Source organism: Sphingopyxis sp. SCN 67-31 (genome assembly GCF_001725095.1).
Map to the genome: position 1 here is coordinate 51,124 of NZ_MEFH01000055.1, position 24,127 is coordinate 75,250.

Genomic DNA, 24,127 nt, shown 5'->3' on the forward strand with positions numbered 1-24,127 from the left:
GGTCGCGGCCCTGCTCAAGACGCTCGAAGCCTTCATGGACGAGCATGTCTATCCGAACGAGCGGGCCTATTACGACTTCGTCCACGACCAGAACAATCTGTGGCAGGAATGGCCGCAGATGGAGGCGCTAAAGGACAAGGCGCGCGCCGCCGGGCTGTGGAACCTGTTCCTGCCGCACGAATATGGCGAATTCTCTCCGGGGCTTTCCAACCTCGAATATGCGCCCAGCGGTTCGTCCATCAGCACCAGGTCGGGTTCGAAGACCAGTGCGCGCGCCAGCGCGACGCGCTGCCGCTGGCCGCCCGACAATGCGTCGGGCCGTCGGTCGCCAAGGCCTTCGAGCCGGACCAGCGCCAGCGCCGCTTCGACCTTCGCCGCCGCATCGGCGCCGCGAATGCCGCGGACGCGCAGGGGAAAGGCGATATTCCCGGCGACGCTCATGTGCGGGAACAATGCGTAATTCTGAAAGACGACGCCCATGTTGCGCTTGTGCGGCGGCCGGTCGGCAAGCGAGCGGCCATCGAGATATATGTCGCCCTCGCTCGGCGTCTCGAACCCTGCGAGCATCATCAGCGTCGTCGTCTTGCCCGAGCCCGAGGGGCCGAGCAGGGTCAGGAATTCGCCCCGCTCGACCGCCAGGTCGAGCCCGGCCACCGCGGCAGCGGCGCCAGCCGCATAGCGTTTCTCGACGCCGCGGAACTCGACCAGGGGCGAGGCGGATGCCGCCATCAGCATGTCATCGATCGATAGACGGCGCCCAGTCGCCGCACGCCCTCTTCGATCTGCGTCGGCGTGGCATAGCTGTAAGCCAGCCGGACGTGATTGCGCGGGACGCCCGCGCCTTGCGACGCGAAGAAGCGGCTTCCGGCGATCAGGTGCACGCCCGCTTCGGCCGCGCGCGCCGCGAGCTGGTCGCCGTCGGCCTCGTCGGGCAGCGTCACCCAGACGTAATAGCCGCCTTCGGGCGCCGCGACGCGGGCGGTGGGCAGTTCGCGCGCCAGCGCCGTCATCATGGCGTCGCGGCGTTCCCGATAGGCCGCCTGCACGCGCGCGATATGCGCGGGAAAGGCAGGGGAACTCGCAAACCCATGAATGATCCTCTGGATCAGCGGCGAAGAACCGCCTTCCGATTTGAGCGCGATCATCCGCGCGATCAGCGCGGGCTCGGCGGCGACCCAGCCGATGCGCAGTCCGGGGGCGACCAGCTTGGAAAAGCTGCCGAGGTGAAAGATCGATCCCGACCGGTCGAGCGCCTTGAGCGGCGCCTGGTCCGCGCCTTCGAAGCGCACGCGGCGATAGGGGCTGTCCTCGATGATCGCGATGCCGCGCTCCTCCGCGAGCGCGACCAGCGCGGCGCGGCGCGCGTCGGGCATCGTCGTGCCGGTCGGATTGTGGAATTCGGGGACGTTGTAGATCAGCTTCGGCGCCGCCCGGCCGGCGGCGGCGCGGCGATCGAGCGCGGCGGCAAGCGCCGCGACGTCGAGGCCCGCCGCATCCTGCCCAACCTCGATGAACTCGACGCCGAAATTGCGGAAGATCGGCACCGCGGTGAAATAGGTCGGCGCGGTCACCACGATCGCGTCGCCTTCGTCGAGCAGCAGCCGGCAGACGAGGTCGATCCCCTGCTTCGCGCCGTTGGTGACCAGGATGTGGTCGGCGGTCAGGTCGCAGCCATTGGCATTCATCCACTCCGCCAGCCACGCGCGCATATAGGGCTGGCCGCGGCCCGATGCATATTGCAGCACCTCCTCGCGATGCGCGCCGAGGGCCGCCTCCGCATAGGGCGTCAGGTCGGGCAGCAGTTGCGGCGCGGCGAAACCCGAATCGAAGAAGATCGTCCCCTCGTCGAACTCGGATGGAAAATGCGGGGCCGGAAAGCGCGTCGACAGGGGTCTTGCCCGGCGTGCCAGACGATCATCACTCAACAAATCCTGTGCCCCTCTTCTGCGCCGCGCCCGTTTGCGAAGCGGCTCACCCTGCCCGGAACGATGGTTCGGGCCGACGAATCCGCCATCATCCGACCACCAAAAAGCGAGTGGCGGATTTGCGCGCGCCATCGCTCGTGCTGGTCGGGAGGGGGAAGAATGCGACGACGTCTGCGATATAGGGGAGGACGGGCCGTCGGCGCCTTATGGGCCGCGCTCGCGCTTGCCGCCGGTGGCGCCATTGCCGCCGATCCGGCCGCCGAAGGACCCTTTCCCAGCACCTATCGGCCGGCCGCCGCGGCGCCGACCGCCATCGTCGGCGCGACGCTGCTGACCGGAACGGGCGCCGAGATCGCCGATGCGACGCTGCTGATGCGCGACGGCCGGGTCGAGGCGGTGGGCGCGAACCTTTCCGTTCCCGACGGCTACGCGCGCATCGACGGTCGCGGCAAATGGGTGACTCCGGGAATCATCGACGCGCATTCGCATCTCGGCGTCTATCCTTCGCCGGCCACGCCGTCGCATCAGGACGGCAACGAAGCCGTCGCACCGAACACCGCGGAGGTGTGGGCCGAACATTCGGTCTGGCCGCAGGATCCGAAATTCCGTCTCGCGCGCGCCGGCGGGGTGACGACGCTGATGGTGCTTCCGGGCTCCGCGAACCTGTTCGGCGGGCGCTCCGTGACGCTCAGGAATGTTCCCGCGGTGACGGCGCAGGGCATGAAATTCCCCGGCGCTCCCTATGGATTGAAGATGGCGTGCGGCGAGAATCCGAAGCGCGTCTATGGCGCGCGCGGCCGGTCGCCGGCGACGCGGATGGGCAATGTCGCGGGCTATCGCAAGGCATGGATCGACGCTGCGGATTATGCGCGCAAATGGGACCGGTGGGAAAGCGGCGGCCGCACCGGCGAACCGCCGAAGCGCGATTTGCAGCTCGAAACGCTCGCCGGGGTGCTGAAGGGCGAAATCCTGGTCCAGAACCACTGCTACCGCGCCGACGAGATGGCGGTGATGATCGACGTTGCGCACGAATTCGGCTTTCGCATCCGCGCCTTCCATCACGCGAACGAGGCCTACAAGATCATACCCTTGCTGGTGAAGGAGGACATCTGCGTCGCCACCTGGGCCAACAGCTGGGGCGCGAAGATGGAATCGCTCGACGGGATAGAGGAAAATGCGCCGATGATCGACGCCGCGGGCGGCTGCGCGATCATCCACTCGGATGACGGTCTGCTGATCCAGCGGCTCAATCAGGAGGCGGGAATCGCGATGACCGCGGCCAACCATGCCGGCCTGTCGATCACCCGCGGCGAGGCGATCCGGTGGATCACCTCCAACCCGGCCAGGGCGCTCGGCATCGCCGACCGGGTCGGCTCGCTCGAACCCGGCAAGATGGCCGACGTCGTGCTGTGGAGCGCCAATCCGTTCAGCGTCTACGCGCTCGCCGACCGGGTCTGGATCGACGGCGTGCCGATGTGGGATCGCGGCGATCCGCGTTATCGCTTGCCGTCGGACTTCCTGCTCGGCCAGCCCGGTCAGGATTTCGCGCGATGACCCGCCTCGGCCTTTTCCTGCTGGCGCTGGCGCTGGCCTGCACCGGCCCGGCCGCGGCGGAAACCGTCGCGATCACCGGCGGCCGTGTCGTCACCATGGGGCCCGCGGGCGACATCGCCGACGGGACGGTGGTCATCGCCGACGGCCGTATCGTCGCGGTCGGCGCGGGCGTCGCGGTGCCGCCCGATGCGACGGTCATCGACGCGCGCGGCAAGGTCGTGACGCCGGGGCTGGTCGCGGCGGGGACGGCGCTCGGCCTCGTCGAGGTGCGGATGGTCGCCGCCGCCGACGATCGCGCCACCCACAAGCGCGACCTCAGCGCCGCGTTCGACGCCGGCTATGGGCTCAATCCCGATTCGCTGCTCGTGCCCGTCGCGCGGCTGGGCGGCATCACCCGTGCGATCGCCACCCCCGCCTATGACGACAAGGGGGACCGCGAACTGCCGTTCGCCGGGCAGGCGGCGGCGGTCGTGCTCGACGGCCGCCCGATGCTGATGCGGCGCGGGGTCGCGATGGTGCTCGAAATGGGCGAGGGCGGCGCCGAGCGAACGGGCGGCGCACGCGGTGGAGAGTTGGCCCTGCTGCACGCGCTCTTTGCGGAGGTGCGCGATTTCAAGGCGCGCCGCGCCGCCTATGACCGCGGCGAAACGCGCGCCTACATGCTGTCGCGCGCCGATATGGAGGCGTTGATCCCCGTCGTCGACGGCCGGATGCCGCTGCTCGTCACCGTCAACCGCGCCTCCGACATCCGCGACGCGCTTGCGATGGCCCGCGCCGAAGGCGTGAAGCTGATCCTCGAGGGCGTCGCCGAGGGCTGGCGCGTGGCGGGCGAGATCGCCGCGGCGGGCGTCCCGGTCCTCGTCACTCCGGTCCAGAACAGCCCGGCGTCGTTCGAAGCGCTCGGCGCGACGCTCGCCAACGCTCGCCGTCTCGCCGAAGCCGGCGTGCTGGTCGCGATCGAAGGCAATGGCAATCATCGGGAGCGCGAATTGCGCTACAATGCCGGCAACGCGGTCGCCAGCGGCCTCGACTGGCGCGCCGGACTGGCCGCGATCACGATCAATCCGGCGCGCATCTTCGGGCTCGCCGACCGCGTCGGCTCGCTCGAATCGGGCAAGGACGGCGACGTCGTCGTCTGGGACGGCGATCCGCTCGACACGCTGACGCGGCCCGTCGCCGTGCTGATCCGCGGCGCCCGCCAGCCCATGACGTCGCGCGCCACCGAATTGCGCGACCGCTATCTTCCGACCGTCCGGTCTTCCGCCGAAGGAGAAATCCCATGAACGTGAACAAGCTGCTTTTGCTGTATTCGGGTATATTGACCGCGGCCTTCGCGTTCGCGGTGGTGAGCGAGGCGGGGGCCGACACGCGGCCGGGCAAGGCGGCGTTCGAAGAGATCGACGTCAAGCGGATCAACGTGCGAGAGGACGACGGGACGATCCGCATGATCGTGTCGAACAGCAGCCACGCGCCGGGCATCATCATGCACGGCAAGGAACGTCCGCATCCCGCCGGCAATCGCGGCGCCGGGATCATCTTCTACAATGAGGAAGGGTCCGAAAACGGCGGCCTGACCTTTGCGGGCAAGACCGGTCCCGACGGCAAGGTGTCGGGCGGCGGGCATCTCAGCTTCGACCAATATGAGCAGGATCAGGTGATCCAGCTGACCCAGAGCGAATATGACGGGCGGCGCTGGGCGGGGATGATCATCAACGACCGGCCCGATCAGCCGCTCGACTTCGATCTCGCCGAACGCATCTCGAAGATGCCCGACGGTCCGGAACGCACCGCGCTGCTGGAGAAGGTGCAGGCAGAGGGCAGTTTCGGGCGCCAGCGCCTCTATGTCGGCAAGACGCGCGATCGCGATTCGGCGGTGATGCTCAGCGACGCGATGGGGCGGCCGCGCATCCGGATGCAGGTGACGTCCGACGGCAAGGCGTCGATCGACTTCCTCGACGAAAAGGGCGCCCTCATCCGGTCCGTCGCCCCCAACACGCCGTGATGGGGCACGCGATGGCAGCGCGTCCGCTCCTCGTCGCGGCGGCGGCCTTCGCGCTCGCCGGCTGCGCCGCGTCGGGTGGGGCGGGGCCGCAGGCGGCATCCGCCGGGCCGGCTGCGCCTACCGTCCATTCGGCCCCTTTCCCGAGCACCTATCGTCCGCCGGCAACCCGGCCGGTCGCTCTGGTCGGCGCCACCGTGCTCACCGCGACGGGGGAGGAGATCGCCAACGGCACGGTGCTGATGGAGAATGGAAAGATTGCCGCGGTCGGCGCCGGGCTGCCGGTTCCGGCGGGCTATCGGGCGATCGACGCGCGCGGCAAGTGGGTGACGCCGGGGGTGATCGACGCCCATTCGCATCTCGGCGCCTGGTCGCAGCCCGACAGCGTCGGCGCGCTCAACGACGTCAACGAGATGACCGACCCCAATACGGCGCAGATGTGGGTCGAACATTCGATCTGGCCGCAGGACCCCGGTTTCGACACGGCGCGCGAGGCGGGCGTGACGACGCTGATGGTGCTTCCGGGCTCCGCGAACCTGTTCGGCGGCCGCACCGTCACGCTCAAGAACGTGCCGTCGGCCACCGTCCAGGGCATGAAATTTCCCGATGCCCCCTATGGCATCAAGATCGCCTGCGGCGAGAATCCCAAGCGCGTCTATGGCGCGCGCGGCCGGTCGCCGGCGACGCGGATGGGTAATGTCGCGGGCTATCGCAAGGCGTGGATCGACGCCGCCGACTATGCGCGCAAATGGGACCGGTGGGAAAGCGGCGACCGCACCGGCGAGCCGCCGAAGCGCGACCTGCAGCTCGAAACGCTCGCCGGGGTGCTGAAGGGCGAGATATTCGTCCAGAACCATTGCTACCGTTCCGACGAGATGGCGAACATGATCGACATCGCGCACGAATTCGGCTTTCGCATCCGCGCCTTCCATCACGCGAACGAGGCGTACAAGATCGCGCCCCTGCTGGTGAAGGAGGACATCTGCGTCGCCACCTGGGCCAACTGGTGGGGCTACAAGATGGAGGTGTTCGACGCGATCGAGGAGAATGCCGCGCTCGTCGAGGCGGCGGGCGGCTGCGCGATCATCCATTCCGACGACCCGGTCCTGATCCAGCGCTTGAATCAGGAGGCGGCGGTGGCGCTGTCGGCTGCCTGGCGCGCCGGGCTGAAGATCGAAAAGGCCCGGGCGATCCGCTGGTTCACCGCCAACCCGGCCCGGGCACTCGGCATCGCCGACCGGGTCGGCACGCTCGAACCGGGCAAGAATGCCGACGTCGTGCTGTGGAGCGCCGATCCCTTCAGTATCTATGCGCGCGCCGACAAGGTCTGGATCGACGGCGGTCTCGTCTTCGATCGCGACGATCCAACCTATCGGCGCCATTCCGACTTTCTGGTCGGACAAGCGGGAGAAAGGCCATGATCCGCTTCCTCGCCGCCTGCGCGGCGCTCGCTCTCGCGGCGCCCGCGGCCGCCGAAACCATCGCCATCGTCGACGCGACGCTGCTGACGATGACCGAGGCCGGGACGATCGGGAAGGGGACGGTCCTGATCCGCGACGGACGCATCGCGTCGATCGGCGCAAATGTCGCGGTCCCGCCCGATGCGCGCATCGTCGACGGACGCAGCGGCGTCGTCACGCCGGGCTTCATCCAGGCCGACAGCACCCTAGGCGCGGTCGAGGTCAGCCAGGTGCCGGCGAGCGCCGACCGCGCGACGCACAGCCGGACGATCAGCGCCGGCTTCGACATTTCGCTGGGGCTCAATCCCGATTCGATCCTGCTGCCGGTCTCGCGGCTTGCGGGAATCACGCACGCGGTCACCACGCCGCTCTACGACGACCGGTCCGGGCGCGACCTGCAATTCTCGGGACAGGCCGCGGTGATCGATCTGGCGCAGCGCCCCGACATGGTCACGCGGCCGCGCGTGGCGATGGTGCTCGAAATGGGGGAGGGTGGTGCCGAACGCGCGGGCGGCGCGCGCGGATCGGCGATCGTGGCGCTGCGCGCGACGCTCGCCGACGTCCGCCATTTCGCGCGTCACCGCGCCGCCTACGACCGTGGGGAAGGGCGGCCGCAGACGCTGTCGCGCATCGACCTCGAAGCGCTGGTGCCGGTGGCGGAAGGCCGCATGCCGCTGATCGTCAAGGTCGATCGTGCGTCGGACATCGTCGAGATGATCGCGCTGGCCCGCGAGGAGGGACTGCGCATCATCCTCGACGGCGCCGAAGAGGGCTGGCGGGTGGCCGATGCCATCGCGGCGGCGAAGGTGCCGGTCATCGTCGACCCGCTGGCCAATCTGCCGCACAGCTTCTCGCAGGTCGGCGCGTCGATGGACAACGCCGCGCGGCTGCACGCCGCCGGGGTCGCCGTCGTCCTCAAGGCCGGCAGCGGCGTCGCGCATCGCGCGCGCGAACTGCGCTACAGCGCCGGCAACGCTGTGGCCTGGGGCCTGCCGCACGATGCCGCGGTGGCCGCCATCACCATCAACCCGGCGCGCGTTTTCGGGGTCGCCGACCGCATCGGGTCGCTGGCCGTCGGGCGCGCGGCCGACCTGATATTGTGGAGCGGCGATCCGCTCGAGCCGCTGTCGCAGCCCCGCCTGATCTTCGTCGAGGGGCTCGAAAAGCCGCTGACCGCCCGGCCGCTAGACCTGCGCGACCGCTATTTGCCCTGAGCTTCGGCTCAGGGCAGCGGCTTGCCGTCGACGTCGATCAGCTTCACGGCCGGATAGCGCTCGCGCAGCGCCGCGATCCACTGCTTCGAATCGCCGGCAAGGATCAGCGTCGCCCGATCGCTCCGGATATGTCCGGCGACCGTTGCGGCGATGTCTTCGGGGGATGGCGGCGCCTTCGCGGACACTTCGGATGCGAGCACGTCGAGCGACGCATCGCTGGCAACCAGCGTCGAGAGATAGTTGGCGAGACCCGCCGCGCGCTCGGTCTGGCTCGACAGTCCGTTGGCGACGAACGTCGCGCGGTCGGCGATCCGGGCGGCGTCCATGGGTTCGCTGCGCAGGCGCGGGGATCAGGCGGCGCATCGGAATCTCCCTGAATAGCGCAAGGGCTTCGGGCAAAGAGGGGGTCAGCGGAGCAGCGAAATGCCGTCGCGTCGCACCACGCGGCCGCGCTGCATGACGAACAGCGGCCGCTCGGTCGTGCGGATGTCGGTGAGCGGGTTGCCGGGGACGGCGACGATGTCGGCCCATTTGCCGGGCGTCAGCGTGCCCATCTCGGCTTCGAGGCCGATCAGCCGCGCCGCATTGCTGGTGCCCGCGAGCAGCGCCGCGCCGGGACGCATTCCCGCCTCGACCATCAGCGCGAACTCCATCGCATTGCGGCCGTGGCCATCGGGACGGACCGTCGCGTCGGTCCCGAGCGCGATCGGGACTCCGATGCGCAGCGCGGCGCGGAACATGTCCGCGTGCGCGGCGGCGGCGACGTGCGCCTTTTCGGCAATATTGGGGGGATAGCCGTCGGCGTGGCTCTCGACCCAGTCGAGCGCCATGAAGGTCGGAACCAGATACACGCCTTTCGCGCGCATCAGTTTCAGCGTGTCCTCGGACAGGAAACTGCCATGCTCGATCGAATCGATGCCTGCCTCGACCGCCAGCCGCGAAGCCGCGTCGCCGTGCGAGTGCGCGGCGACCTTGCGTCCCCATTTATGGGCCTCGCCGATCACCGCCTCCAGCTCCTCGCGCGTCAGCTGCGGCACGTCGACGGGGTCGTAGGACAGCACGCCGCCGGAGGCGCAGACCTTGATTGCGTCGGCGCCCCACTTGATCTGGTCGCGCACCGCCTCGCGGCACTGGTCGGCGCCGGTGCAGACGCCCTCGCGCGGGGTCAGGGGCGCGACGCGCTGCGCCGGAAAGGGTGGCCGGTCGCAGCTGCCGCCGGTCGCGGTGATCGCATTGCCGGCGGCTAGGATGCGGGGCCCCGGCGTCAGGTCCGCCGCGATCGCGTTGCGGAGTCCCACATCGATGAACTCGCGGCCGCCGACATGGCGCACCGCCGTGAAACCGGCCTCGAGCGTCCGGCGCGCGTTGGCGGCGGCATAGAAGGCCATTTCGGTCGGGTTGCGCATCAGCTCGTTGAGCGTCTTGCGATAGTAATTCTCGTCGGGTTCGAGCGTCAGGTGCGAGTGGACGTCGATGAAGCCCGGCAGCAGCGTCGCGTCGCCCAGGTCGATGACCTCGGCGCCTTCGGGAATCGCCGCATCGCCGCCCACCGCGACGATCCGGCCGGCCCGCACGACGACGACGGCATCGCTGCGCAGTCGTTCGCTCGTCGCGTCGAACAGGTGCGCGGCGCGAAGCACGACCGTTTTTTCGCCATCCTGCGCCGATCCGGTCGCGCCGGCGCAGAGCAGAAGGGCGCCCGCCAGTCCCGCGCGCGCGATGCGTTGAATGGCTTTCAGCATGGCATGTCCCCCGACCCCTTCGGCAAAGACGCGAACGCCCTATCGCATAGGAGCGACGAGTGCGCCGAATCCGCCAGCGCGATAGCGGATTTCGCGTCGCCATCCATCCTGTTCATGCGCGGCAGCAACAGGGGAGCAGCATGTCCAAGAGCCGGATCGAGGGATCGTTCGTCGCCACCGTCACACCGTTCGACAGCCGCGGAGAGATCGATTTCGGCGCCTGGCGGACGCTGATCGACCATCAGCATCGCCACGGCACCGCGGCGATGCTGTTCCTGGGATCGACCGGCGAACCGTCGCTGCTGTCGCCCGAGGAAAAGCAGCGGGTGATCGTCGAGACCGCGAAGATGCGGCCGCCGGGGATGCTCTTCTATTACGGCTGCACCGGAGCCTCGACGGCGCAGGTGATCGACAATGTGCGCTTTGCCGCCGCCAACGGCGCCGACGGCGCGATCATCGCCGCGCCTCCCTATATCTGCGCGCCGGAGACCGATATCGAGCAATTCTATCTCGACGTCGCCGATGCGGCGGACTTGCCGCTCGGCATCTACAACAACCCGCCGCGCGTGAAGACCGACCTTCATTGGGACCAGCTGCTGCGGCTTTTCCGCCATCCCAATATCGTCGTGCACAAGGAATCGACGGGGCGCGTCGGGCAGGTGGCGCAGATATTGGCGGCCGCACCCGACGTTTCGGTGATGTGCTGCGATTCCCCCAATCTCGGGCTGGTCGTGCCGACGATGGCGTTGGGCGGGCACGGGACCGCGAACATGAGCGGCAATCTGGCTCCGGCCGAAATGGCGGCGATCTCGAAACCCTGGACGGGTGCCGACGATGCCGCCGCTTTTCGCGAGCGCTATCTGGAGCTGCTGCCGCTGCTGCATTTTCATTACTCGGCGATCAACCCGGTCGCCATCAAGTCGCTGATGCGTGCCTGCGGGTTGCCGGTCGGCGAATTGCGCCGGCCGCTTCGCGGTCTGTCGCCGGCGCAGGTCGAGACGGGGCTGGAATTCATCCGCACGAGCGGAATGGGGGCTCGCTACGGCTATACCACTGGGACGTCGTGAACAGGGCGCGGCGTTCGCGCGATCCCTGGAGCGTCCGGGAACGGCCGGATTTTCGGTCAGGCGCGGGAAACCCACGGTCCGGCTCGCACGGTTATTGACCTGGCCTCGCCCTTTACCCATGCGGACGGCTTGCTTGGGCAAGCGTGGGCCGGGGGGCGGGGCGCTTGATTCGGGCGCGACAAGGATCAAAGGTTTCGTCCCCGTTCATGACCATATTCCAGCGCTTCGCGCCGCACGCGCATGACATCGCCATCGACCTCGGGACGGTGAACACCGTCATTTACGTTCGCGGTCGGGGGATCGTGCTCAACGAACCGTCGGTCATCGCGCTCGAAACGCGCGACGGGATTCGCCACGTCAAGGTCGTCGGCAACGACGCCAAGCCGATGATGGGCAAGACGCCCGCCAATATCGAGGCGATCCGGCCGCTCCGCGACGGGGTGATCGCCGACATCGACGTCGCCGAACAGATGATCAAGCATTTCATCGACAAGGCGCTCGGCGGGCCGAGCCGCCTGCGCCGCCGCAGCCATGTCGTCGTCTGCGTCCCCTCCTGCTCGACGCATGTCGAGCGCCGCGCGATCCGCGACGCGGCCTCCAACGCCGGCGCCGTCAGCGTCCAGCTGATCGAGGAACCGCTGGCCGCGGCGATCGGCGCCGGGCTGCCCGTGACCGAACCGCGCGGAACGATGGTCGTCGACATCGGCGGCGGCACGACGGAGGTCGCGGTGCTGTCGCTCGGCGGCGTCGCCCACAGCAGTTCGGTGCGCGTCGGCGGCGACAAGATGGACGACATGATCGCCTCGTCGATCCGCCGCAAGCACAACATGATGATCGGCGAAATGACCGCCGAGCGCGTCAAGCTCGCGATCGGCTCGGCCGTCGCGCCGCAGGGCGAGGGCATCGTCATGGCTGTCAAGGGACGCGACCTCGTCACCGGCCGGCCGTCCGAAGTCCAGGTGTCCGAGGCGGAGATCGCGGAGGCGCTCGCCGAACCCGTCGGCCAGATCGTCAGCGCGGTGAAGGCGGCGCTCGAACGCACGCCCCCCGAACTGTCGGCCGACATCATCGATGAAGGCATCACGCTGACCGGCGGCGGGGCGCTGCTGCGCCGCATGGACCAGGCGATCGCCAAGGCGACCGGCCTGCCCGTCCGGGTAGCGGAAGACGCGCTGATCTGCGTCGCGATGGGCGCGGGCCTGACCTTCGACGATCAAAGCTATCGCGGTATATTGATGGCCGCCTGACGGCCGCGCAGGGCCGATGGGAATAGCCTTTCGGCCGCCGAACCCTCATCCCCCGCCCGCCACCGTTGGCGGCTGCGACGGGGGAATAGGTTGGTTGTGCACGGAAAGAACATTAAGAGAACAAATGGCGGCTGTCAAGCTGCGCATGCACGCGATGGCGACACAGTTTGAAATGCGTCGCGTGACTTTGCTTGGAAGGGAGGCGCCCGCCGCCGCCCCACGCTCCCCTCGGTTGACGTAAACGGTAACTTGTCTAACGGTCGCTGCATCGGAACGGGAGACATCTATGAGCAAGGAACCGCAATTCGATCTTTCGGGGCGCGTCGCGCTGGTGACGGGGGCGTCGTCGGGGCTCGGTGCCGGGTTCGCGCGGGCGCTGGCCGCGGCGGGCGCGAAAGTCGTGCTGGCCGCGCGGCGCGCCGACCGGCTCGCCGAACAGGTCGCCGCGATCGAGGCGGCGGGCGGGCAGGCGGTCGCGGTGTCGCTCGACGTGACCGACGAGGCATCGACGAAGGCCGCCTATGATGCCGCGGAGGCGGCGTTCGGCACCGTCGATACGATCATCGCCAACGCCGGCGTGGCGACCGAGAAGGTGGCACTGGGGCTAGCGGTCGAAGAGGTCGACGGCCTGCTCGCCGCCAATATCCGCGGCGTCTTCCTGACCGTGACCGAGGGCGCGCGGCGGCTCGAAGCCGCGGGCAGCCGCGAGCGGCAGCACGGCCGCGTCGTCATCATCGGCTCGATCACCGCCGACAAGGTGTTCCCGGCGACCTCGGTCTATGGCGCGACCAAGGCGGCGGCGCGCCACATGGGCAAGGCCTTCGCGCGCGAATGGGCGCGGCGCGGGATCAACGTGAACGTCATCCAGCCCGGCTATTTCGAATCCGAGATGACCGCCGAACTGTTCAGCAGCGAGGCGGGCCGCAAGTTCGTCGCCAGCTTCCCGCGCCAGCGGCTGCGCCCGGCCAGCGACCTCCATGCGCCGCTGCTCTTCCTCGCCTCCGACGCGTCGGCGGGGGTGACCGGCAGCGTCATCACCGTCGACGACGGGCAGACCTTGTGACGGACGAAGCGAAGCGCGAACTGATCGTCGAGCGGCGCGGCGCGGTCGAGATCGCGACGCTCAACCGGCCCGAGCGGCTGAATGCGCTGAACGAAGGGCTGGTCGAGGCGCTGAACGCCTATTTCGGCGGGCTCGCCGAACGCAAGGATGTGCGCGTCGTGCTGCTGCGCGGCGCCGGTCGCGGTTTCTGCGCCGGGCTCGACATCCAGGAGGACCGGGCCGGCGACGAAACGCCGGTGTTGCGCACGCTGCGGACCCAGACCGATATCGGCAATATCTATCGCAGGATGCGCGCCTGTCCGCAGCCGATCATCGCGCTCGGCCACGGCGCCGCGGCGGGCGGGGGGCTGTCGCTGCTGCTCGCGTCGGACGTGCGCTACGGCGCGCCCAGTTTTCGTTGCAACGCCGCCTACATCCGCATCGGGCTCGGCGGCTGCGACATGGCGTCGAGCTATTTCCTGCCGCGCCTCGTCGGGGCGAGCCTCGCGTCGGAGATGATCCTGACCGGGCGCTTCGTCGGCGCGGAGCGGGCGCTCGCGGCGGGGCTGATCAGCGAGATCGTCGACGAGGACAAGCTGCTCGACCGCGGGCTCGCGCTCGCCGAAGAGATGCTCGCGACCAGCCCATGGGGCTTGCGTCTGTCCAAGCAGGCGCTGAACCTCAACATCGACGCGCCGAGCCTGGAAGCGGCGATGGCGATCGAGGACCGGCAGCAGGTGATTCTGTCGGCGACCGAGGATTACAAGGAAGCGCTCACCGCTTTCCTCGACAAGCGCCCGCCCGAATATCGCGAGCGATAGCGGGCCTTCGGAAGAAAGGACGGCGTTCGGGCGCCCCGGCCCCGGAAAGGCGAGCCGGATTCGAGCAGAACAGGAACGGAAGCGGGCGGCGGCCGTTTCGGGAACGACCCGAACGGAAACGGAACGACCCGCGTGCCCGAAGATCAGCCATCCGCCGATGCCTCCGACGCTCCCGCAACGCTATCCGCGCTGGCGGCGGCGGTCGATCGCTGCACGCGCTGCCCACTCTATCGCCACGCGACGCAGGGCGTGGCGGGCGAGGGGCCAAAGAGCGCGCGCATCATGCTGATCGGCGAACAGCCGGGCGATCAGGAGGACCGGCAGGGCCGGCCGTTCGTCGGCCCGGCGGGACGGCTTCTCGACGCCGCGCTGGACGAGGCCGGGCTCGACCGCCGGCGGCTTTTCCTCACCAATGCGGTCAAGCATTTCAAGTTCACGCCGCGCGGCAAGCGGCGGCTGCACCAGACCCCGACCACCGGAGAGGTCGACATCTGCCGCTGGTGGCTCGACAGGGAGCGCGCATTGGTGCAGCCCGATCTCATCGTCACGCTGGGCGCCACCGCGCTGCGCGGGGTGACGGGAAAGAGCGCGAGCATCCGGTCGATGCGCGGGCACGCGGTGGAACTGGAAGGAGGCGCAAGACTGGTCGCGACGGTCCATCCGTCCTTCCTGCTTCGCATGCCCGATCGCGAGCGCGCGGCGCAGGAGCGCGCCGCCTTCGTCGCCGACCTCGTCCGGGCGCGGACGCTGCTGGCGTGACGGGGGTGGTCTGATGGCGCGCACGGCGGCCTGGCTCGAACCGCATCCGCATGGCCTCTACGTGCGGCCGGCCGATCTGTGGATCGACCCGTCGCGCCCGGTCGAGCGCGCAGCGGTGACGCACGGCCATGCCGACCATGCGCGCAGCGGCCATCACGCGGTTTTCGCGACGCCGGAGACGCTGGCGATCATGGCGCTGCGCTATGGCGTCGATACCGCGGCGAGCCGCAATGCCGCCTTCGCCTACGGCGACGGGTTCGAACGCGGCGGGGTGCGCTTTTCCTTCCACCCCGCCGGCCATGTCCTCGGCAGCGCGCAGATCGCGATGGAATATCGCGGCGAGCGGATTGTCGTCACCGGCGATTACAAGCGCCGCGCCGACCCGACCTGTGCGCCGTTCGAAATCGTCCCCTGCGATATCTTCATCACCGAGGCGACCTTCGGCCTCCCGGTGTTCCGCCATCCGCCGACCGACGGAGAAATTGCGAAGCTGCTCGCTGCGGTGCGCGCCGAGCCTGACCGCTGCGTGCTCGTCGGCGCCTATGCGCTGGGCAAGGCGCAGCGCGTGATCGCCGAACTGCGCCGCGCGGGATGGGATGCGCCGATCTTCATCCACGGCGCGCTCGAACGCATGTGCGCGCTCTACGCCGACCATGGCGTCGCGCTCGGCGAGCTGCGGCTGGTCGGCGAGACCGCGAAGGCGGAAATGGCGGGGCAGGTCGTGCTCGCGCCGCCCTCCGCCCTGCACGACCGCTGGTCGCGGCGGCTGCCCGATCCGATCACCGCGATGGCCTCGGGCTGGATGCGGGTGCGCCAGCGCGCGCGGGCGCGCATGGTCGAACTGCCGCTCGTTATCTCCGACCATGCCGACTGGGATGAACTCACCGCGACGATCGCCGAGGTCGAACCGCGCGAAAGCTGGATCACCCACGGCAGCGAAGAAGGGCTGCTGCGCTGGTGCGAGCTGACGCAGCGCCGGGCGCGCGCGCTGCATCTCGTCGGGCGCGATCTGGAGGAAGAGGCGTGAAGCGCTTCGCGGCCCTGATCGACCGGCTGGTCTACACGCGTTCGCGCAACAGCAAGCTGGCGCTGATCGTCGATTATCTTCGGCACACGCCTGATCCCGATCGCGGCTGGGCGCTCGCGGCGCTGACCGACGCGCTCGATTTCCCGGCGGTGAAGGCGGGGACGGTCCGAGCGCTGCTCGCGACGCGGATCGATGAGGAGTTGTTCCGCCTGTCGCGCCATTTCGTCGGCGACACGGCGGAGACCGCGGCGCTGCTGTGGCCGGACGGTTCAGGGAAAAAGGGCGATATCAGCGTTTCCGCCGCCGTCGACGCCTTGTCCGCCGCGACGCGCAGCGATGCGCCCGCGGTCCTTGCTTCACTGCTCGACCGGCTCGACGCCGACGGCCGCTATGCGCTGCTCAAGCTGGCGCTCGGCGGGATGCGGGTCGGGGTGTCGGCGCGACTCGCGAAGCAGGCCTTCGCGCAGGCGTTCGATGTGCCGGTCGATGACGTCGAGGAATTGTGGCACGCGATCCCGCCGCCCTATGCGCCGCTCTTCGCGTGGGGCGAGGGGCGCGCTGCCCGGCCCGACCTCGCCGACGTCGCCTTCTTTCGCCCCTTCATGCTCGCGCACCCGCTGGGCGAGGACGAGGCGATCGATTTCGCCGCCTTTGCCGCCGAATGGAAATGGGACGGTATCCGCGTCCAGATCGCGCGCGGCGGCAGCGCGGGCGGTGGCGAGACGCGCCTCTACAGCCGCGGCGGCGAGGATATCGGCGCCGCCTTTCCGGAACTGCTCGCCGCCTTCGACCAAGATGCGGTGATCGACGGCGAACTGCTGGTACGCGGCGAGGCGCAGGGCGGGGTCGAGGGCGGCGCCGCCAGCTTCAACGCGCTCCAGCAGCGGCTCGGGCGCAAGACGGTGACGAAACGGATGCTCGCCGACTATCCCGCCTTCGTGCGCGTCTACGACCTGCTCGGCGTTGACGGCAACGACCTGCGCCTGCTGCCGTGGACCGAGCGGCGGCGGCAGCTGGAAGCGTTCGTGCCGCGGCTCGCGATCAGCCATTTCGACCTGTCGCAGGTCATCGAGGCGCGTGATTTCGCGCATCTGGCGGAACTGCGCGCGGGCGCGCGCGACGCGGCGATCGAGGGGGTGATGCTCAAGCGGCGCGATGCGCCTTATGTTGCCGGTCGCCGCGCCGGGCTGTGGTACAAGTGGAAGCGCGATCCGCTAACCGCCGACTGCGTGATGATGTATGCGCAGCGCGGCAACGGGCGGCGCGCCAGCTTCTATTCGGACTACACTTTCGGGTGCTGGTCCGACGCGGGCGAGTTGCTGCCCGTCGGCAAGGCCTATTCGGGCTTCACCGACCAGGAGCTGAAATGGCTCGACCAGTTCGTGCGCGACCACACCACCGATCGCTTCGGCCCGGTGCGCGAGGTCGAAAAGACGCTGGTGCTGGAGGTCGCCTTCGATTCGATCCATCCGTCGAAGCGGCACAAGTCGGGGCTCGCGATGCGCTTCCCGCGCATCGCCCGCATCCGGCGCGACAAACCGGCGGAAGAGGCCGACCGCATCGCGACACTGAAGGCGATGACGACATGACTGGCCGGGCAGGAAAATTTGCCTTCGCAGGGTTGTAAGCGCTAAGCGCGATACCGAGTTAGAAACCCTATCCGTTCAAGCAAAAAATGGAGACTGCCATGACGATCGCCTTCCCGCCCCTGCCCTATGCGCAGGATGCCCTCGCGCCGCATATCTCGGCCGACACGCTCGCGACGCATCATGGCAAGCATCACAAGACTTATGTCGATAAGGTCAACGCCGCGATCGAGGGCACCGACCTTGCGGACAAGAGCCTCGAGGACATCGTTCGCCACGCCGAAAGTACCGGCAACAAGGGGCTGTTCAACAACTCTGCCCAATCTTGGAACCACGCGTTCTACTGGAACAGCCTGGCTCCGGTAAAGACCGCGCCGGCGGGCGATCTCGCCGCAGCGATTGATCGCGATTTCGGCTCGCTCGACGAACTTAAGCAGAAACTCAAGGACACCGCGGTCAACCACTTCGCCTCGGGCTGGGCCTGGCTCGTCGCCAAGGACGGCAAGCTGTCGGTCACCGACACGCACGACGCGGGGACCGAGGCAACCGGCGGCGCCAAGCCGCTGCTCGTCATCGACGTGTGGGAGCATGCCTATTACATCGACCGCAAGAACGTCCGCCCCGATTATGTGAACGCGGTGGTCGACGAGCTGCTCAACTGGGATTTCGCGGCCGAGAATCTGGCGCGCGACGGCGCCTGGACCTACCCAGCGGCGTGACGAAGGCCCGTCGTCCGGTAAGCGCCGGATGACGACGGGCGATACGGGGCGCGGACCGGCGGCGACCGGTCCGCGCACCCCTATCGTCCCCGCGGGGCTTGGCCTATAGCGCCGCCATGACGATCAGCCTTTTCGAACTGTTCAAGATCGGCGTCGGTCCGTCGAGTTCGCACACCGTCGGGCCGATGGTCGCGGGCCGCCGCTTCGGCGAGTGGCTCGATGCGCATGGCCTGCTGGACCGCACGGCGCATGTCGAGGCCGACCTCTATGGCTCGCTGGCGCTGACCGGCAAGGGACACGCCTCCGATACCGCGCTCGTCGCGGGCCTGGCGGGGGAGGTGCCCGCGACGACCGACCTTGCCGCGATCCAGGCGCACTGGGCGCGCGCCGAGTGCGAAGGCCGTCTCGACCTGCTCGGGCGGGTTCCGGTGCGCTTCGAACCGAAGCGCGACCTGCATTTCCAGATGCGCCAGCGCCAACCCTTCCACACCAACGCGCTCAGCTTCACCGCGCGCGACGCGGACGGCGAGATACTGGCGAAGCGCATGTATTTCTCGATCGGCGGCGGCTTCGTCGTCGACGAGGAAGAGGCGGGACGCAACAGCCGCGGTGCCGAGGACGAGGTCGAGCTGCCCTTTCCCTTCACCTCGGGCGCCGACCTGATGGCGATGGGCGCGGCGTCGGGGAAGAGCTTCGCCGCGATGATGCTCGACAACGAACTCGTGCACCGCGACGCGGAGCAGGTGGAAGCGGGGCTCGACGCGATCGCGGCGGCGATGGATGCATCGATCGACGCGGGCTGCGCGAGCACCGGCATCCTGCCCGGCGGCCTCAAGGTCCGGCGCCGCGCGCCGCAGATCGCCGCCGACATCCGCGAGCGGCACGAAGCGAACCTGTCCGAACCGCTCGCGATGATGGACTGGATCAACCTGTGGGCGATGGCGGTGAACGAGGAGAATGCCGCCGGCGGCCGCGTCGTCACCGCGCCGACCAACGGCGCCGCGGGGATCATCCCGGCGGTGATCCGCTATTACCGGCGCGGCTGCCGCGGCGATGCGGCGGGGGTGCGGACCTTCCTGCTGACGGCGGGGGCCATCGGCGCGCTCTACAAGCGCAACGCCAGCATCTCGGGCGCGGAGGTCGGCTGCCAGGGAGAGGTCGGCGTCGCCTGCTCGATGGCGGCGGCGGGGCTGACCGCCGCGCTCGGCGGCACCAACGCGCAGATCGAGAACGCCGCCGAGATCGGCATGGAGCACAACCTCGGTCTCACCTGCGATCCGATCGGCGGCCTCGTCCAGATCCCCTGCATCGAGCGCAACGCGATGGGCGCCATCAAGGCCATCGACGCCAGCCGCATCGCGATGATCGGCGACGGCACCCATGTCGTCAGCCTCGACACGGTGATCGCGACGATGCTGCAAACCGGCCGCGACATGCGCGACAAATACAAGGAAACGTCGAAGGGCGGGCTGGCAGTCAGCGTGGTGGAGTGTTGAGCGACCTATAATCACCAATTGCGGAAGTAGATTCGCAGGTTAAGGTGATTGTTATGACAATCGAACTCATGCTCGTTTTTGGTATGGTTGCCGGGCTTGCTGTTGGGTTGGCGTTCGCGCGACCAAGAGTTGGCTGTTCGATCTTGTTAATTATCCCTGTCGCGATGTTGTTTTACGTAGCATGGTGGCAAAGCGGGCATCCAGCAGATCTCCGCTCAACAAGCGGGCTGGATTATCTTTTCGGTCCGCTTTGGCCAAGCCTTGGTGCATTGGTTGGATATTATTTCGGTAAGTGGTTGAAGGCACTTACTCAAAAGCTGTAGCTGCTCGTTCTTTAAGCTACGTCAATCCGCTTCGGCCCCGGCAATTCCCCGCGCAGCATGTGCATCTTCGGCTGCAGGTGGCGGCGCCGCGGACAGATGACTCTTTCTGCAGGCAGGGTGGGGGCGACTCGAATCGCCTGACGGTCCGCCGGACGCTTGCATTGCGTCGGTGATTGCGTGATGGGGACCTGCGAGAAGGAGACCGCCCCATGAAAACCCGCGCCGCCGTCGCGTTCGAAGCGAAGAAACCGCTCGAAATCGTCGAACTCGACCTCGAAGGCCCGAAGGCGGGCGAGGTGCTGGTGGAGATCATGGCGACGGGCATCTGCCATACCGACGCCTATACGCTCGACGGTTTCGACAGCGAGGGCATCTTTCCGTCGGTGCTCGGCCACGAAGGCGCGGGCATCGTGCGAGAGGTCGGCGCGGGCGTGACGTCGGTGAAGCCCGGCGACCATGTGATTCCGCTCTACACCCCCGAATGCCGCCAGTGCAAAAGCTGTCTTTCGGGCAAGACCAACCTGTGCACCGCGATCCGCGCGACGCAGGGCAAGGGGCTGATGCCCGACGGCACGACGCGCTTTTCCTACAAGGGGCAGCCGATCTTCCATTATATGGGCTGCTCGACCTTCTCCAACTTCACCGTGCTGCCCGAGATCGCGGTCGCGAAGATTCGCGAGGATGCGCCGTTCCAGACGAGCTGCTACATCGGCTGCGGCGTCACCACCGGCGTCGGCGCGGTCGTCAACACCGCGAAGGTGCAGGCGGGCGAGAATGTCGTCGTCTTCGGTCTCGGCGGCATCGGGCTCAACGTGATCCAGGGTGCAAAGATGGTCGGTGCCGACAAGATCATCGGCATCGACATCAACCCCGATCGCGAGGAATGGGGCCGCAAGTTCGGCATGACGCACTTCATCAACTCGAAGGGCCTTTCGCGCGACGAGACGGTGGCGAAGGTCGTCGAGGCCACCGACGGCGGCGCCGACTACAGCTTCGACGCCACCGGCAATACCGAGGTGATGCGCACCGCGCTCGAATGCTGCCACCGCGGCTGGGGCGAGAGCATCGTCATCGGCGTCGCCGAGGCGGGCAAGGAAATCGCGACACGCCCGTTCCAGCTCGTCACCGGCCGCGTGTGGAAGGGCACGGCCTTCGGCGGCGCCAGGGGCCGCACCGACGTGCCGAAGATCGTTGACTGGTACATGAACGGCAAGATCGCGATCGATCCGATGATCACCCACGTCCTGACGCTGGAGGAGATCAACAAGGGCTTCGACCTGATGCACGCGGGCGAAAGCATCCGCTGCGTCGTGGTGTATTAAAGCACCAGGGGCAGCAAAAAAACTGTTGTGTCCCCGCGAAGGCGGGGACCCATGCCCATCGGTGCGATCCGATACCACCGGAGATGGGTCCCCGCCTTCGCGGGGACACACGGAATTGAGGAAGGGGAGCGATACAGTGACCGGACCCTATGTCCTGACCTTCAGTTGCAACGATGCCGTCGGCATCGTCGCGGCCGTGACGGGGTTGCTCGCCGAAGCCGACGGCTTCATCCTCGACAGCCAGCAATATGCCAATCTCGAATCGGGGCGCTTCTTCATGCGGGTCGCGTTCCGCGCCGCGGGACCCCGCTTTCCCGAAGGGCTCGCCGCAGTGCAGGCGGCGTTCGCGCCGATCGTCGAACGCTTCGCGATGGATGCGCGCATTCGCGACGCGGCGCAAAAGCCGCGCTTCGTCATCGCCGTATCGCAGGGCAGCCACTGCCTCAACGACCTGCTCCACCGCTGGTCGACGGGGAATCTGGCGATCGACGTCGTCGGGGTCGTGTCGAATCACGAGCATCTGCGGCGGCTTTCCGAATGGCATGGCGTGCCCTTTCATCATCTGTCCGTCAGCGACGCCAACCGCGCCGAACAGGAGGCCGCGATCCTCGACGTCATGGCGCGCGGCAAGGCCGATTATCTGGTGCTCGCGCGCTATATGCAGGTGTTGTCGACCGACCTGTCGGCGCGGCTCATCGGCCGCTGCATCAATATCCATCACAGCTTCCTGCCGGGTTTCAAGGGCGCGCGGCCCTATCACCGCGCGCACGAGCGCGGGGTGAAGCTGATCGGCGCGACCGCGCATTTCGTGACCGGCGACCTCGACGAAGGCCCGATCATCGAACAGGCGGTCGAGCGTGTCGATCATCGCCATTCGGTCGACGACCTGATCCGCACCGGCCGCGATATCGAGGCGCAGGTGCTCGCGCGCGCGGTGCGCTGGGTCGCCGAACAGCGCGTGCTGATCGATGGGTGCAAGACGGTGGTCTTCCGCTAGGCAACGCTATAGGTATCGATTCGCAACCAGAATCAGGAGGAGCGGACATATGTACAGCCACAATATGGTCGGGTCGAACGACCTCGATGCATCGCGGAAATTCTATGATGCGACCTTCCAGGCGATCGGCGGCAAGCCGGGGATCCAGGACGACAAGGGGCGCCTGATCTATATGCACAACGGCGGTCTGTTCCTGGTGACGGCGCCGATCGACGGGCAGCCGGCGACCGCGGGCAACGGCTGCACCATCGGTATCGCGATGGCCAATCCCGAACAGGCCGACGCGTGGCATCGCGCCGGGGTCGAAGCGGGCGGCACCGCGATCGAAGACCCGCCGGGCGTGCGCGAAGGCAATGGCATGAAGATGTATCTCGCCTATCTGCGCGATCCGTCGGGCAACAAGCTCTGCGCCCTGCACCGGATGTGAGGACGGTCGTGCGCGGCGAAGCGGGATTGCTGGCGGATCTGGATGCGCTCGCGATTCCCTTTGCCGCGCACGAACATGTCGCGGTGTTCACCGTCGCCGAGAGCGAGAAGGTCAGCGCCGCGATCCCCGGTGCGCACAGCAAGAACCTGTTCCTCAAGGATGCCGGCGGCGCCTTCTGGCTCGTCACCGTGCCGGCCGCGGCGCGCGTCGACCTGAAGGCGTTGCCCGATGCGATCGGCTGCAAGCGCGTGAGCTTCGGCAAGCCGGAGGATATGGAGCGGCTGCTCGGCATCCAGCCGGGATCGGTGACGCCGCTCGCCGCGATCAACGCGCCGCCGGGCAGCATCGCCGTCGTGCTCGATGCGGGCCTGGCCGCCGCGAGCCGCGTCAACGTCCATCCGCTGCGCAATACCGCGACGCTGGGGCTCGCCGGGGCGGCGATCCTCGACCTTCTGCGCCATTGGGGGCATGATCCGCTGGTGGCGCCCATTCCCGTTCAGGCCATCGCATGACCATCGAAACCCTTTCGACGACCCGCAGCCATGGCGGCACGCAAAGCGTCTGCCGCCATGCGAGCGACACGACCGCGACCGACATGAGCTTCGCGATCTTTGTGCCCGACCATGCGGAAGGCGCGAAACTGCCGGTGCTCTGGTATCTGTCGGGGCTGACCTGCACCCATGCCAATGTGATGGAGAAGGGCGAGTATCGCGCCGCCTGTGCGGCGCACGGCATCATCTTCGTCGCGCCCGACACCTCGCCGCGGGGGGAGGGCGTTCCCGGCGACCCCGATGCAGCCTGGGATTTCGGCCTCGGCGCGGGCTTCTATGTCGACGCGACCGTCGAACCATGGGCGAAGAACTACCGGATGCGCTCCTATATCGAGGACGAACTGCCCTCGCTGCTGCTGCGCCATTTCCCGATGGCCGACATGACGCGGCAGGGGATCAGCGGCCATTCGATGGGCGGCCATGGCGCGCTGACCGTGGCGCTGCGCACCCCCGACCGTTTCCGCTCGGTCTCGGCCTTCGCGCCGATCGTCGCGCCGACGCAGTGCCCATGGGGCGAAAAGGCGCTGGGCGGCTATCTGGGCCCCGACCGCGCGCTATGGACCGCCTATGATGCCTGCGCGCTGATCGACGGCGGCGCCCGGCTGCCCGACCTGCTGGTCGACCAGGGCGATGCGGACACATTCCTCGCCGAGCAGTTGAAGACGCCGCTTCTCGAAGAGGCGTGCCGAAAGGCCGGGCAGAAGGCGACGATCCGCATGCAGCCGGGTTACGATCACAGCTATTATTTCATCTCGACCTTCATGGCCGAGCATGTCGCATGGCATGCGGAGCGGTTGAAGGAGTAGGATTTAGGCGTAGGCTTTCCCCCCCCTCCCGCAAGCGGGAGGG

The 24,127-nt window shown here is 68.1% G+C and carries 24 protein-coding genes; 20 read left to right on the forward strand and 4 right to left on the reverse strand.

Annotated features, from left to right (window positions below):
* Positions 1-69: 69 nt before the first annotated feature.
* Both ABS88_RS08935 and ABS88_RS08940 read right to left on the reverse strand, forming a co-directional pair.
* Entirely contained in the window at positions 70-729 is a 660-nt protein-coding gene (locus ABS88_RS08935) for an ABC transporter ATP-binding protein (protein ID WP_286749627.1), read from the reverse strand.
* Positions 729-1,925, reverse strand: coding sequence for an aminotransferase-like domain-containing protein (locus ABS88_RS08940; RefSeq protein ID WP_076074107.1), 1,197 nt, complete (start codon positions 1,923-1,925; stop codon positions 729-731). The genes ABS88_RS08935 and ABS88_RS08940 overlap by 1 nt, the downstream gene beginning before the upstream one ends.
* A 159-nt stretch (positions 1,926-2,084) precedes the next feature.
* On the opposite strand from ABS88_RS08940, the gene ABS88_RS08945 reads away from it, so the two are divergent.
* Genes ABS88_RS08945 through ABS88_RS08965 form a run of 5 tightly spaced genes read left to right on the forward strand, consistent with a single transcriptional unit; the run spans position 2,085 to position 8,152 of the window.
* On the forward strand, positions 2,085-3,479 hold the full coding sequence (locus tag ABS88_RS08945) for an amidohydrolase (RefSeq protein WP_076074109.1): 1,395 nt from the start codon (positions 2,085-2,087) through the stop codon (positions 3,477-3,479).
* On the forward strand, positions 3,476-4,762 hold the full coding sequence (locus tag ABS88_RS08950; protein ID WP_104959334.1) for an amidohydrolase family protein: 1,287 nt from the start codon (positions 3,476-3,478) through the stop codon (positions 4,760-4,762). The genes ABS88_RS08945 and ABS88_RS08950 overlap by 4 nt, the downstream gene beginning before the upstream one ends.
* Positions 4,759-5,481, forward strand: coding sequence for a hypothetical protein (locus ABS88_RS08955; RefSeq protein ID WP_067113779.1), 723 nt, complete (start codon positions 4,759-4,761; stop codon positions 5,479-5,481). The genes ABS88_RS08950 and ABS88_RS08955 overlap by 4 nt, the downstream gene beginning before the upstream one ends.
* 11 nt (positions 5,482-5,492) lie before the next feature.
* Positions 5,493-6,899 (forward strand): amidohydrolase, encoded by a 1,407-nt coding sequence (locus ABS88_RS08960; RefSeq protein WP_104960283.1) that lies wholly within the window; start codon positions 5,493-5,495, stop codon positions 6,897-6,899.
* Positions 6,896-8,152 carry an amidohydrolase family protein gene (locus ABS88_RS08965; RefSeq protein WP_076074115.1) on the forward strand — a complete coding sequence of 419 codons (1,257 nt, stop codon included), beginning with the start codon at positions 6,896-6,898 and terminating at the stop codon, positions 8,150-8,152. Before ABS88_RS08960 ends, ABS88_RS08965 begins: the two co-directional genes overlap by 4 nt.
* 8 nt (positions 8,153-8,160) lie before the next feature.
* Here the strand turns inward: ABS88_RS08965 and ABS88_RS08970 are convergent, their stop codons facing one another.
* Positions 8,161-8,478: a hypothetical protein gene (locus ABS88_RS08970; protein ID WP_104959335.1), complete on the reverse strand. Its 318-nt coding sequence runs from the start codon at positions 8,476-8,478 to the stop codon at positions 8,161-8,163.
* A gap of 81 nt (positions 8,479-8,559) precedes the next feature.
* On the reverse strand, positions 8,560-9,894 hold the full coding sequence (locus ABS88_RS08975; protein ID WP_076074118.1) for an amidohydrolase family protein: 1,335 nt from the start codon (positions 9,892-9,894) through the stop codon (positions 8,560-8,562).
* A 140-nt stretch (positions 9,895-10,034) separates the two neighbouring features.
* On the opposite strand from ABS88_RS08975, the gene ABS88_RS08980 reads away from it, so the two are divergent.
* From ABS88_RS08980 to fghA, 15 genes are all read left to right on the forward strand, one after another.
* Positions 10,035-10,961, forward strand: coding sequence for a 4-hydroxy-tetrahydrodipicolinate synthase family protein (locus tag ABS88_RS08980; protein ID WP_076074119.1), 927 nt, complete (start codon positions 10,035-10,037; stop codon positions 10,959-10,961).
* 206 nt (positions 10,962-11,167) lie between these two features.
* Positions 11,168-12,208, forward strand: coding sequence for a rod shape-determining protein (locus ABS88_RS08985; RefSeq protein ID WP_286749628.1), 1,041 nt, complete (start codon positions 11,168-11,170; stop codon positions 12,206-12,208).
* Between the two features lie 286 nt (positions 12,209-12,494).
* Positions 12,495-13,271, forward strand: coding sequence for an SDR family NAD(P)-dependent oxidoreductase (locus ABS88_RS08990; RefSeq protein ID WP_076074122.1), 777 nt, complete (start codon positions 12,495-12,497; stop codon positions 13,269-13,271).
* The gene (locus ABS88_RS08995; RefSeq protein ID WP_286749629.1) at positions 13,268-14,071 is read left to right on the forward strand and encodes an enoyl-CoA hydratase/isomerase family protein; all 804 of its coding nucleotides are present in this window, start codon (positions 13,268-13,270) and stop codon (positions 14,069-14,071) included. Before ABS88_RS08990 ends, ABS88_RS08995 begins: the two co-directional genes overlap by 4 nt.
* A 132-nt stretch (positions 14,072-14,203) precedes the next feature.
* Positions 14,204-14,830 (forward strand): UdgX family uracil-DNA binding protein, encoded by a 627-nt coding sequence (locus ABS88_RS09000; RefSeq protein ID WP_067109225.1) that lies wholly within the window; start codon positions 14,204-14,206, stop codon positions 14,828-14,830.
* Between the two features lie 13 nt (positions 14,831-14,843).
* Positions 14,844-15,857 (forward strand): ligase-associated DNA damage response exonuclease, encoded by a 1,014-nt coding sequence (locus ABS88_RS09005; RefSeq protein ID WP_286749630.1) that lies wholly within the window; start codon positions 14,844-14,846, stop codon positions 15,855-15,857.
* A complete protein-coding gene (locus ABS88_RS09010) occupies positions 15,854-17,446 on the forward strand; it encodes a cisplatin damage response ATP-dependent DNA ligase (protein WP_076074127.1) in 1,593 nt (530 codons plus the stop codon). Before ABS88_RS09005 ends, ABS88_RS09010 begins: the two co-directional genes overlap by 4 nt.
* Positions 17,447-17,544: 98 nt before the next feature.
* On the forward strand, positions 17,545-18,162 hold the full coding sequence (locus ABS88_RS09015; protein ID WP_104959336.1) for a superoxide dismutase: 618 nt from the start codon (positions 17,545-17,547) through the stop codon (positions 18,160-18,162).
* Positions 18,163-18,278: 116 nt separating this feature from the next.
* On the forward strand, positions 18,279-19,658 hold the full coding sequence (locus ABS88_RS09020; protein WP_076074130.1) for an L-serine ammonia-lyase: 1,380 nt from the start codon (positions 18,279-18,281) through the stop codon (positions 19,656-19,658).
* 53 nt (positions 19,659-19,711) lie between these two features.
* Complete coding sequence (locus ABS88_RS09025; protein ID WP_082797089.1) at positions 19,712-19,981, forward strand: hypothetical protein; 270 nt, start codon at positions 19,712-19,714, stop codon at positions 19,979-19,981.
* 209 nt (positions 19,982-20,190) lie between these two features.
* A complete protein-coding gene (locus ABS88_RS09030; RefSeq protein WP_104959337.1) occupies positions 20,191-21,303 on the forward strand; it encodes an S-(hydroxymethyl)glutathione dehydrogenase/class III alcohol dehydrogenase in 1,113 nt (370 codons plus the stop codon).
* A gap of 136 nt (positions 21,304-21,439) precedes the next feature.
* Positions 21,440-22,300: a formyltetrahydrofolate deformylase gene (gene purU / locus ABS88_RS09035; protein ID WP_104959338.1), complete on the forward strand. Its 861-nt coding sequence runs from the start codon at positions 21,440-21,442 to the stop codon at positions 22,298-22,300.
* A gap of 49 nt (positions 22,301-22,349) precedes the next feature.
* Positions 22,350-22,727, forward strand: a complete 378-nt coding sequence (locus tag ABS88_RS09040) for a VOC family protein (RefSeq protein WP_076074133.1) — start codon at positions 22,350-22,352, stop codon at positions 22,725-22,727.
* An 8-nt stretch (positions 22,728-22,735) separates the two neighbouring features.
* Entirely contained in the window at positions 22,736-23,239 is a 504-nt protein-coding gene (locus ABS88_RS09045; protein WP_076077569.1) for a prolyl-tRNA synthetase associated domain-containing protein, read from the forward strand.
* Positions 23,236-24,084: an S-formylglutathione hydrolase gene (fghA, locus tag ABS88_RS09050; RefSeq protein WP_104959339.1), complete on the forward strand. Its 849-nt coding sequence runs from the start codon at positions 23,236-23,238 to the stop codon at positions 24,082-24,084. The genes ABS88_RS09045 and fghA overlap by 4 nt, the downstream gene beginning before the upstream one ends.
* Positions 24,085-24,127 lie beyond the last annotated feature (43 nt).

Excerpts from the sequence above, each read along its gene's own strand:
- ABS88_RS09040 (WP_076074133.1), top strand. The coding sequence starts at position 22,350 with ATGTACAGCCACAATATGGTCGGGTCGAACGACCTCGATGCATCGCGG.
- ABS88_RS08945 (WP_076074109.1), top strand. The coding sequence starts at position 2,085 with ATGCGACGACGTCTGCGATATAGGGGAGGACGGGCCGTCGGCGCCTTA.
- ABS88_RS08935 (WP_286749627.1), bottom strand. The coding sequence starts at position 729 with ATGGCGGCATCCGCCTCGCCCCTGGTCGAGTTCCGCGGCGTCGAGAAA.
- ABS88_RS08980 (WP_076074119.1), top strand. The coding sequence starts at position 10,035 with ATGTCCAAGAGCCGGATCGAGGGATCGTTCGTCGCCACCGTCACACCG.
- ABS88_RS08955 (WP_067113779.1), top strand. The coding sequence starts at position 4,759 with ATGAACGTGAACAAGCTGCTTTTGCTGTATTCGGGTATATTGACCGCG.
- fghA (WP_104959339.1), top strand. The coding sequence starts at position 23,236 with ATGACCATCGAAACCCTTTCGACGACCCGCAGCCATGGCGGCACGCAA.
- ABS88_RS08990 (WP_076074122.1), top strand. The coding sequence starts at position 12,495 with ATGAGCAAGGAACCGCAATTCGATCTTTCGGGGCGCGTCGCGCTGGTG.
- ABS88_RS09005 (WP_286749630.1), top strand. The coding sequence starts at position 14,844 with ATGGCGCGCACGGCGGCCTGGCTCGAACCGCATCCGCATGGCCTCTAC.
- ABS88_RS09015 (WP_104959336.1), top strand. The coding sequence starts at position 17,545 with ATGACGATCGCCTTCCCGCCCCTGCCCTATGCGCAGGATGCCCTCGCG.
- ABS88_RS08985 (WP_286749628.1), top strand. The coding sequence starts at position 11,168 with ATGACCATATTCCAGCGCTTCGCGCCGCACGCGCATGACATCGCCATC.
- ABS88_RS08970 (WP_104959335.1), bottom strand. The coding sequence starts at position 8,478 with ATGGACGCCGCCCGGATCGCCGACCGCGCGACGTTCGTCGCCAACGGA.
- ABS88_RS08950 (WP_104959334.1), top strand. The coding sequence starts at position 3,476 with ATGACCCGCCTCGGCCTTTTCCTGCTGGCGCTGGCGCTGGCCTGCACC.
- ABS88_RS09020 (WP_076074130.1), top strand. The coding sequence starts at position 18,279 with ATGACGATCAGCCTTTTCGAACTGTTCAAGATCGGCGTCGGTCCGTCG.
- ABS88_RS08960 (WP_104960283.1), top strand. The coding sequence starts at position 5,493 with ATGGCAGCGCGTCCGCTCCTCGTCGCGGCGGCGGCCTTCGCGCTCGCC.
- ABS88_RS08975 (WP_076074118.1), bottom strand. The coding sequence starts at position 9,894 with ATGCTGAAAGCCATTCAACGCATCGCGCGCGCGGGACTGGCGGGCGCC.
- ABS88_RS08965 (WP_076074115.1), top strand. The coding sequence starts at position 6,896 with ATGATCCGCTTCCTCGCCGCCTGCGCGGCGCTCGCTCTCGCGGCGCCC.
- ABS88_RS09030 (WP_104959337.1), top strand. The coding sequence starts at position 20,191 with ATGAAAACCCGCGCCGCCGTCGCGTTCGAAGCGAAGAAACCGCTCGAA.
- ABS88_RS09025 (WP_082797089.1), top strand. The coding sequence starts at position 19,712 with ATGACAATCGAACTCATGCTCGTTTTTGGTATGGTTGCCGGGCTTGCT.